Here is an 8,200-nt window from a genome sequence, read left to right as displayed (position 1 = left end):
GACCGGTCACAATCCTGGCGTGCATGTGACCGGTCACACAAGAGGCGGCAAGCGGCCCGGCATCCGCGACGTCGCCACCGCCGCGGGCGTCTCGTACCAGACCGTCTCCCGGGTGATCAACGACCACCCGAGCGTCAAACCCGCCACCCGCGAACGCGTCCTCGCCACGATCCAGACCCTCGGCTTCCGCCGCAGCGCCACCGCGCTCGCCCTGGCCAGCGGCCGGACCCGGTCGGTCACCGTGCTGACCGCGAACACCACCCACTACGGCTACGCCGCCACCCTCCAAGGCGTCGAGGAGGCCGCCCGCGCCGCCGGTTACACCGTCGCCATCGGCGTCCTGGAGTCCGACACCGTCGCCGACGTCCGGGCCGAGGTGCGGCGGGCCGCCGACACCGGCGGCGGGCTGATCGTGATGGCGTACGACACCGCCGGGGTCCGGGCCCTGGCCGCCGTACCCGACGAACTCCCGGTCGTGGGCGTCGTCGAGACCCCGTCCCGGCCGCCCGCCGGGCACCGCCCCTGGGTGTGGACGGACGACCGCGAGGCGGCCCGCACCGCCACCCGCCACCTGCTGGACCTCGGCCACGAGACGGTCCACTACGTCGCCATCCCCTCCAGCACCCGCCGCACCGGCCAGCGCACCGCGGGCTGGCGGGACGCGCTGCGCGCCGCCGGGGCGCCGGAACCGCGCCCGCTGGCCGGAAGCTGGGATCCGGCCGGGGGCTACCAGGCGGGGCGGCGGCTGGCCCGCGACCCGTCCGTCACCGCGATCCTGTGCGGCAACGACGACCTCGCGCTCGGCGTGATCCGGGCGCTGCACGAGGCGGGCCGGGCGATCCCGGGCGAGGTGAGCGTGGCCGGTTTCGACGACGCCCCCCACTCCGCGTTCCTCACGCCCTCCCTGACGACCGTACGGCTCGACTTCACGGGCCTGGGCCGGGCCGCCTTCGGCCGGTTGCACGGCCTGCTGGAGGAGGCCGAACCGGTCGCGCCGCGCCCCGTCTCCGTACCGCTGCTGATCGTCCGCGAAAGCTCCGGCCCACCGCCGGCCCCGTTACCGCCGAACCCACCCTCGGAGGTCCCCCGCGCATGAGCAGGCCCAGTAGGTCGAGCAGATCCGATCGGTCCGGCAGGTCCAGCCGGCCCGGTAGACACCGGATACGAACGGCCGCCACCGCCACCGCCCTCGCCGCCGCGCTCCTCGCAGCGGCCGTCCCCGCCGACGCCGACACCCCCGCCGACACCCCCGCGGCCGCCCCGAAGGCGGCCCAGGCCCTCTCCGTCGACCTCGCCGCCCCCGAGGGCCCCGTCCTGCGCGGCGCCAACGGATCGCTGTACGGCCTCAGCGACGACGGCGTGCCGACCGACGCCGCCCTCGCGCCCCTCAAGCTCACCACCGTCACCCAGAAGCCGGAGGGCGGCGCCCAGCACCCGAACGGCGACGCCGTCACCGTCTCGAAGTCGTTCTTCCGCAACGGCGGCGGCGACGTCCTGGTGATGATGCAGGACATCTACGCGAAGTGGCCGTACGAGGACCTGGGCATCGAGGACTACCTCACCAAGGTCGACAAGGTCGTCCGCGACATCGCCGACGCGCCCGACAGCGAGCACTTCGTCTACGTCCCGTTCAACGAGCCCGACCAGATCTGGTACAACCTCGGCGTCGCCGACCAGGCCACGTACGAGAAGAACCGCGACCGCTTCTTCCGCGACTGGAAGACCGTCCACGACCGCATCCGCGCCATCGACCCGGACGCGCGCATCGCGGGCCCCAACGAGTCCTCGTACCACTCCCGTCTGATGGGCGACTTCCTGACCTGGGCGAAGAAGGAGAACGTGCTGCCCCAGGTCACCACCTGGCATGAGCTGGGGCCGGACTCCCTGCGCGACTTCCAGGGCCACTACGACGACTACCGCGCCCTGGAGAAGCGCGCGGGGATCACACCGCGCCCGATCAACATCGACGAGTACGCCAACCGCCGCGATCTGTCCGTCCCCGGCCAACTCGTCCAGTGGGTCTCGATGTTCGAGCGCAACAAGGTCTACGCCGATCAGGCGTACTGGGACGCCGCGGGCAACCTCTCCGGCAGCGTCGCCCAGTCCAACATCCCCAACGGCGCGTGGTGGTTCTTCCGCTGGTACGCGACCATGACCGGCCGGACCGTCAAGGTCACCCCACCCACCGCGAACGCCGTCGACAGCCTCCAGGGCCTCGCGTCCTACGACACCGCCAAGCGCCAGGCGCAGGTGCTGCTCGGCGGGGCGGCGGGCGACGCGAACGTGACGGTCGGCCACGTCGACCCGAAGGTGTTCGGCCGCCAGGTCACCGCCGCCGTCTCGGAGGCCACCTGGTCCGGCTACGAGGGCGCGCACGCCGCACCCCGCACCCTCGCCCGGCTGAAGCTGACGGTCGGGCCCGACGGATCGGTGACGGTGCCGCTCACGGCGATGGAGCGGATGTCCGCGTACCGGATCGTGCTCACCCCGGCGGGCAGCGGCACCCCGCAGCGCGCGCAGGTGCCGTGGCACGCGGCGTACGAGGCGGAGGACGCGGCGATCACGGCGGGCAAGGTCTACACGCAGGGCACCGTCTCCAACGCCAACGGCTACGCCGCCTCCGGCACCCAGGACGTGGGCTCGCTCAACCAGGACACCAGCAAGGTCGCCTTCACCGTGGACGTGCCCCGCTCCGGGGACTACGACCTGTCGGTCCTCTACGGCAACCAGAGCGGCGGCCCGGCCACCCAGCGGCTCACGGTCGACGGCGGCGCGGCCCGCACCGTCACCTACCCCTCCACCGAGAACTGGACCTACCGCGGGCTCAAGGACACCACCGTCCGGCTCTCCGCGGGCCGCCATGTGATCGCCCTGGCGCACGACACCGCCGAGGTGACCCTCGACCGCATCGACCTCACGGCCGCCACGAAGCCCTCCGCCGCGTACGAGGCCACCCTCGCCGACACCACCGGCAGCCCGTCCTACGACTACGGCTCGGCGAGCGGCACCGGCACCGGGGCGCTGGTCCTGGGCGGCGGGGACGGCGCGGTCTTCGACGTCTACGCACCCCGCGAGGGGTACTACACGGTGACGCCGCGCGCGACCGGCGGCCCGCTCGAGCTCACCGCGCACGGGGCGACCACGACGGCCTCCCGGCGGCTCTACCTGACCGCGGGCAACAACCGCGTCACCGCCGCCCCGGCCGGAGCGGCGCCCGTCCGGCTGCGCTCCCTTGACGTCACGGGCGCGGGCGACGACACGGCGGGGGTGCGCGGGTACGAGGCGGAGAGCGGCGCCCTGTCCGGCGCCGCCAAGCCCGAGTCCGGCGCGCACGCCTCGGGCGGCCGCTACGTCGGATGGCTCGGCAACGGCGCGTCCAACACCGCCACCCTCACCGTCCGGGCCCCGGCCGCGGGGCGCTACCTGATGGCCGTCCGGTACGCCAACAACGAGCGGCGCGACAACGGTCACGCGTACAACACCGACATCGTCTCGCGCGGCGCGGACATCACGGTCGGCCAGGGGAAGCCCCGGCGCGTGATGTTCAAGAACACCTGGGGCTGGGACGACTACTGGACCCTCACCGTCCCCGTCGACCTCGCCAAGGGCGCCAACAAGATCACCTTCGCCAACCCGGGCGCGTACGCCCCCAACCTCGACCGGATCGACCTGGCCCCGGTCATCGGCTGACCGCGGATGCGCCCCGGTGCGGCCGTGCAGGCGCACCGGGGCGTGAACACCACCCCGGCGTCAGCGCGGTACGACGCCGGACCGGTGCGCTTCAGGCGGTGGCCGCGTCCTCGGTGGGGGTGGGGCAGCCGACGGTGGCGGTCACGGCGGTCAGCAGCACCACCGAGTCCTCCAGCGCGAGCATCCCGTGCCGCTCCTGGGGAATGCGCTCCACCTGCCCGGCGATGAGATCCGTGCGCACCCCGCGCCCGGTCAGCCGCACATGACCGTGCAGCACGTGCAGACTGGCCGCCGGGGGAGCGTTGTGCTCGTCCAGCTCACAACCGGAGACCATCGCGATCACGCTCTGCCGCAACGGCCCGTCGTGCAGGAACAGATGAGCGCTGCGCCCGTGCGGATCGGCCTTCGCCTGGTCCAAATGGTGGCGGGCGAGCGCGGTGAGGTCATCCATGAGTGCCCCTCGATCGGCCTGATCTATTCCTTGCCGGGTTCCCTCAATCGTCACCGGCTAGCGTGATGCGCGCCAGTTCGCACCCCCGCGACACCCGAGAGAGGCAGCCGTGGCCGACTACCTGACCGTCCTGACGACCACCGACACCCCCGAGAAGGCGGAGGCGCTGGCGCGCGGCGCCGTGGAGGCCCGGGTGGCGGCCTGCGCGCAGATCAGCCAGCCGGTGACCTCCGTCTACCGGTGGCAGGACACCATCGAGACCGCCGCCGAGTGGCAGGTGCTGTTCAAGACGACCGCCGCGCGGTACGACGAGCTGGAGGCCCACCTCCGCGAGGCGCACGACTACGAGACGCCGGAAGTGATCGCGACACCGATCACGCAGGGCAGCGAGGACTATCTGGCGTGGGTGGTGGCGGAAACGACGATCGACTGACAGAAATCAGAAACTGTCATCTGCTATCCGCTATCCGACACCCGCTATCTGCTATCCGTCCGCTGCCAACGCATCGCCGATACCCCGCTCCCGGGGCCCCAGGAAGTGCGGGTCGGGCCGGAACGTGGCGTCGAGCACCGCCTTGCTCGCCGCCACGGTCTCCCGCAGCCCGCCGAAGCCCCACGTCGCGTCGTGCGGCTCGTCCACCGCGACCCCGTACGCGTCGATCCCCGCCGCCCCGCACAGCGCCACCGCCCGGCGGATATGGAACCCCTGGCTCACCAGCACCGCCCGGTGCACCCCGAAGACGCGCCGCGCCCGGCTGCACGAGTCCCAGGTGTCGAAGCCCGCGAAGTCGCTGACGATCCGCCGGTCCGGCACGCCCCGCTTCACCAGATAGGCACGCATCGCGTTCGGCTCGTCGTAGTCGTCCCGGCTGTTGTCCCCGGTGACCAGCAGCGCCCGTACCTTCCCGTCCCGGTACAGCGCGACGGCGGCGTCCAGCCGGTGCGCCAGATACGGCGACGGCTCCCCGTTCCACAGCCCGGCCCCGAACACCACCCCGACCGGCGCCGACGGCGCGTCCCCGACCGCCGCCCGCACCCGCCCCTCCGTGCTCAGCCGCAGCCAGGTCGCGGGCAGCAGCGCCAGCACGCTGACGAGCACGGCGACCTGAAACGCCCCCCGCCACCCCCGCCGCGTCCGCGGCAACCTCCGCCGTGCCCACCCGAGCATGCCCGCCTCCCCTTGGCCCCACCAGCACCATCGCGCTGTGTGACGCGGCCAAGGGGCGCGGCGGTTGCGCCGGGCTATTCGGCGGCGTCGTCCTCTTCGGGCTCCTCGGGAACAATGAATTCGCTGGTGTCGAGATCGAAGCCGAACGGAGCCGGGATGGGCAGCGGCTTGCCGAAGGGAACGGTCGTCCGGGCCCGGTAGCCGTGGTCCGACGGGTCCCAGAAGGCGGTGATCTCCTCGGCCTGCATGTCGAGTACGAGATACACCGGCACATGGCGGCCGTAGACCTCGAGCTTCTCCTGCCAGTCGACGTCACGCGTGGGGACCGACGTCAACTCGGCGACGAGGGACAGCGCATCGCCGTCGACATGGCGCGCGTTGCCGCGGAAGGCCGCCAGGTCCGCGACGTGCAGGTCCGGTCCGTAGGCGCGCTCGGAGGAGGCGAAGCTGAAGAGGAACGGGGAGGTGTCCGCGTCGTGCCCCTCGGGGACATGGGCCGCAAGCTGAAGGCGCAGCGACCTCATGTACAGCTTGTAGAACGGCCTCGACCACGGCGACACGACGATCTTCCCCCTGATGAGCTCGGCCTTGAAGCCGTCCGGTGTATCCAGTTCCTCCGTGGTCCGGAGCAGGTCGTCGAACCCCGTCAGGGGCTCCTCGGCGCCCGGTGTGTCTGTGGTCATCGGCCGCTCCAATATCGCGGTCACTGCATCCTCCATCTGCTACGGAGCGTACTCTCGGGCTCACCGTAGCGACGGGCGACGCCAGGTATCCGTTATCCGTTCGCACTACCTCGAACGGGCGATGTGCCCCATCCCGCATAGCCTTGGGGGGTCATCCCGTACCAGCGAAACCAGCAGGTGATCCCAGCCGTGCCGCCGCTCCCCAAAGCCGAACTCCACCTCCACATCGAGGGCACCCTGGAGCCCGAACTCGCCTTCGCGCTCGCCGAGCGCAACGGCGTCGAGCTGCCCTACGCCACCCAGGACGAGCTGCGCGCCGCGTACTCCTTCACCGACCTCCAGGACTTCCTGAACCTCTACTACGCGCTGATGGCGGTCCTGCGCACCGAGGACGACTTCGCCGACCTCGCCAACGCCTATCTCGCCCGCGCCCGTGAGCAGGGCGTCCGGCACGCCGAGATCTTCTTCGACCCGCAGGCGCACACCGCCCGCGGCGTCGACATCGGCACCGTCATCCGCGGCCTCACCCGCGCCCTCGACGCCGCCCCCCGGGCCTACGGCATCACCACCCGCCTGATCATGTGCTTCCTGCGGGACGAGTCCGCCGAATCGGCCCGTGCCACCTTCGAATCCGCGCGCCCCTACCTCGACCGGATCACCGCCGTCGGCCTCGACTCGGCGGAGGTCGGCCACCCGCCGTCGAAGTTCCGCGAGGTGTACGCGCTGGCGCGGGAGGCCGGGCTGAAGTGCGTCGCGCACGCGGGCGAGGAGGGGCCGCCCGCGTACGTCTGGGAGGCGCTGGACATCCTCGGGGTGGACCGCGTCGACCACGGCGTCCGCTGCCTGGAGGACGAGACCCTCGTGGCCCGGCTGGTTGCCGACCAGGTGCCGCTGACCGTCTGCCCGCTCTCCAACGTCCGCCTCCGCGTCGTCGACCGCCTCGCCGACCACCCCCTCCCCGCGATGCTGGACGCGGGCCTGCTGGTGACCGTCAACTCCGACGACCCCTCCTACTTCGGCGGCTACGCGGAGGACAACTTCACCGCCGTACGGGACGCCCTCGGGCTCGACCAGGCGGCGCTGCGCACCCTGGCCCGCAACTCCTTCCGGGCGTCCTTCCTGGACGAGGAGACGCGGGCGGCGTACCTGAAGGAACTCGACGCGTCTTGACCTCAACCTTGGTTCAACTTCTACGTTCGTCGCCATGGAGTTCTCACACAGCGACACCGAACTGATCCGCCAGCCCATCGGCTACTGGAGCTGGGCCGCCTCCAAGGCGGTCGTCACCTACATCCGCGAAGGGCTGTCGGAATTCGGCCTCAGCCAGCCCCAGTGGTGGACGCTGAACCAGGTCCACGACGGCGGCGAGGACGGCCGCACCCGCGCCGAGGTGCGCGCCGTCCTCCAGGGCTACCTGGACGTGGGCGCCGCCCTGGAGCCCGAGATCGACGCCCTCCTGGACCGCGGTCTGCTCACCGCCACCGCCACCGCCACCGCCACAGCCACCGACACCGCCGCCCAGCGCCTCCACCTGACCCCCGAGGGCAGCGCGCTGCGCGCCCGGGCGGCGGAACGCCAGGTGGGAATGCGGGCGCGCATCCACGACGGCATCCCCGAGGAGGACTACGTCGCCACCCTCAAGGTCCTCCAGCGCATGATCCACAACACCGGCGGCCAGGCCTGGCACCACTGACCGTCACCTCATCCCGCCCCGCACCCCACCGTGAAGTCGACGCAATCACCCGTCACGGCCGTGCAACGGGGGCGCAATATGCCCCTGCCACAGTCGCTTCATGACAGCGTCGCTCCGCCCCTTCCCCTCCGGCCGCCCCACCGGCGAGCGTCCCCCGACGCTGGTCGCCGTGGCGCACGGCAGCCGGGACCCGGCGGCGTTGCGCACCGTGACGGCGCTCGTGAACGCGGTCCGGGCCCTGCGGCCCGACGTGCCCGTACGGCTCGGGCACATCGAGCTGAACCGGCCGCTGCTCGAGGACACCCTCGCCGCGCTCCGCGGCGAGGCCGTCCTCGTACCGCTGCTGCTCGGCCGCGGCTACCACGTCAAGGAGGACCTTCCGGCGGCGGCCGCGCGGGCCGCCCACCTCACCACGCGCATCGCCGCACCGCTCGGCCCCCACCCGCTCCTCGCCGAGGCCCTGCACGCGCGCCTGAACGAGGCCGGCCGGCGGCTGCGCGCCCCGCGCCGCCCCG

At 72.3% G+C, this 8,200-nt stretch carries 9 protein-coding genes; 6 read left to right on the top strand and 3 right to left on the bottom strand.

Annotated elements, in window-relative coordinates; genetic code table 11:
* The coding region (locus EEJ42_RS37140) for a LacI family DNA-binding transcriptional regulator (RefSeq protein WP_246097611.1) at positions 1-1,096 on the top strand (1,096 nt) is incomplete at its 5' end.
* Positions 1,093-3,690 carry a CBM35 domain-containing protein gene (locus EEJ42_RS37135; RefSeq protein WP_123106593.1) on the top strand — a complete coding sequence of 866 codons (2,598 nt, stop codon included), beginning with the start codon at positions 1,093-1,095 and terminating at the stop codon, positions 3,688-3,690. The genes EEJ42_RS37140 and EEJ42_RS37135, both read left to right, overlap by 4 nt.
* 91 nt (positions 3,691-3,781) lie before the next feature.
* Here the strand turns inward: EEJ42_RS37135 and EEJ42_RS37130 are convergent, their stop codons facing one another.
* Positions 3,782-4,141, bottom strand: coding sequence for a cupin domain-containing protein (locus EEJ42_RS37130; protein ID WP_123106592.1), 360 nt, complete (start codon positions 4,139-4,141; stop codon positions 3,782-3,784).
* A gap of 109 nt (positions 4,142-4,250) precedes the next feature.
* Here EEJ42_RS37130 and cutA point away from each other — a divergent pair, with 109 nt between their 5' ends.
* A complete protein-coding gene (cutA, locus tag EEJ42_RS37125) occupies positions 4,251-4,574 on the top strand; it encodes a divalent-cation tolerance protein CutA (RefSeq protein WP_123106591.1) in 324 nt (107 codons plus the stop codon).
* A 51-nt stretch (positions 4,575-4,625) separates the two neighbouring features.
* Here the strand turns inward: cutA and EEJ42_RS37120 are convergent, their stop codons facing one another.
* Both EEJ42_RS37120 and EEJ42_RS37115 read right to left on the bottom strand, forming a co-directional pair.
* Positions 4,626-5,309 (bottom strand): SanA/YdcF family protein, encoded by a 684-nt coding sequence (locus EEJ42_RS37120; RefSeq protein ID WP_123106590.1) that lies wholly within the window; start codon positions 5,307-5,309, stop codon positions 4,626-4,628.
* 74 nt (positions 5,310-5,383) lie between these two features.
* The gene (locus tag EEJ42_RS37115) at positions 5,384-5,992 is read right to left on the bottom strand and encodes a Uma2 family endonuclease (protein ID WP_246097610.1); all 609 of its coding nucleotides are present in this window, start codon (positions 5,990-5,992) and stop codon (positions 5,384-5,386) included.
* Positions 5,993-6,181: 189 nt separating this feature from the next.
* Here EEJ42_RS37115 and EEJ42_RS37110 point away from each other — a divergent pair, with 189 nt between their 5' ends.
* The 3 genes from EEJ42_RS37110 to EEJ42_RS37100 form a co-directional block, all read left to right on the top strand.
* Positions 6,182-7,162, top strand: coding sequence for an adenosine deaminase (locus EEJ42_RS37110; RefSeq protein ID WP_123106588.1), 981 nt, complete (start codon positions 6,182-6,184; stop codon positions 7,160-7,162).
* A gap of 34 nt (positions 7,163-7,196) precedes the next feature.
* Positions 7,197-7,685, top strand: a complete 489-nt coding sequence (locus tag EEJ42_RS37105; RefSeq protein ID WP_123106587.1) for a MarR family winged helix-turn-helix transcriptional regulator — start codon at positions 7,197-7,199, stop codon at positions 7,683-7,685.
* Positions 7,686-7,785: 100 nt separating this feature from the next.
* Positions 7,786-8,200 (top strand): sirohydrochlorin chelatase (locus tag EEJ42_RS37100; RefSeq protein WP_184503457.1); only part of this gene is annotated, 415 nt, incomplete at its 3' end.

The organism is Streptomyces botrytidirepellens, assembly GCF_003721215.1.
GTDB classification, from domain to species: Bacteria; Actinomycetota; Actinomycetes; order Streptomycetales; family Streptomycetaceae; genus Streptomyces; species Streptomyces himastatinicus.
The sequence above is the reverse complement of the archived record's forward strand: the minus strand, read 5'-3'. Positions and strand labels throughout refer to the sequence as shown.

Coding starts and splice junctions, on each gene's coding strand:
- EEJ42_RS37120 (WP_123106590.1), bottom strand. CDS start 5,309: ATGCTCGGGTGGGCACGGCGGAGGTTGCCGCGGACGCGGCGGGGGTGG.
- EEJ42_RS37115 (WP_246097610.1), bottom strand. CDS start 5,992: ATGACCACAGACACACCGGGCGCCGAGGAGCCCCTGACGGGGTTCGAC.
- EEJ42_RS37135 (WP_123106593.1), top strand. CDS start 1,093: ATGAGCAGGCCCAGTAGGTCGAGCAGATCCGATCGGTCCGGCAGGTCC.
- EEJ42_RS37130 (WP_123106592.1), bottom strand. CDS start 4,141: ATGGATGACCTCACCGCGCTCGCCCGCCACCATTTGGACCAGGCGAAG.
- EEJ42_RS37105 (WP_123106587.1), top strand. CDS start 7,197: ATGGAGTTCTCACACAGCGACACCGAACTGATCCGCCAGCCCATCGGC.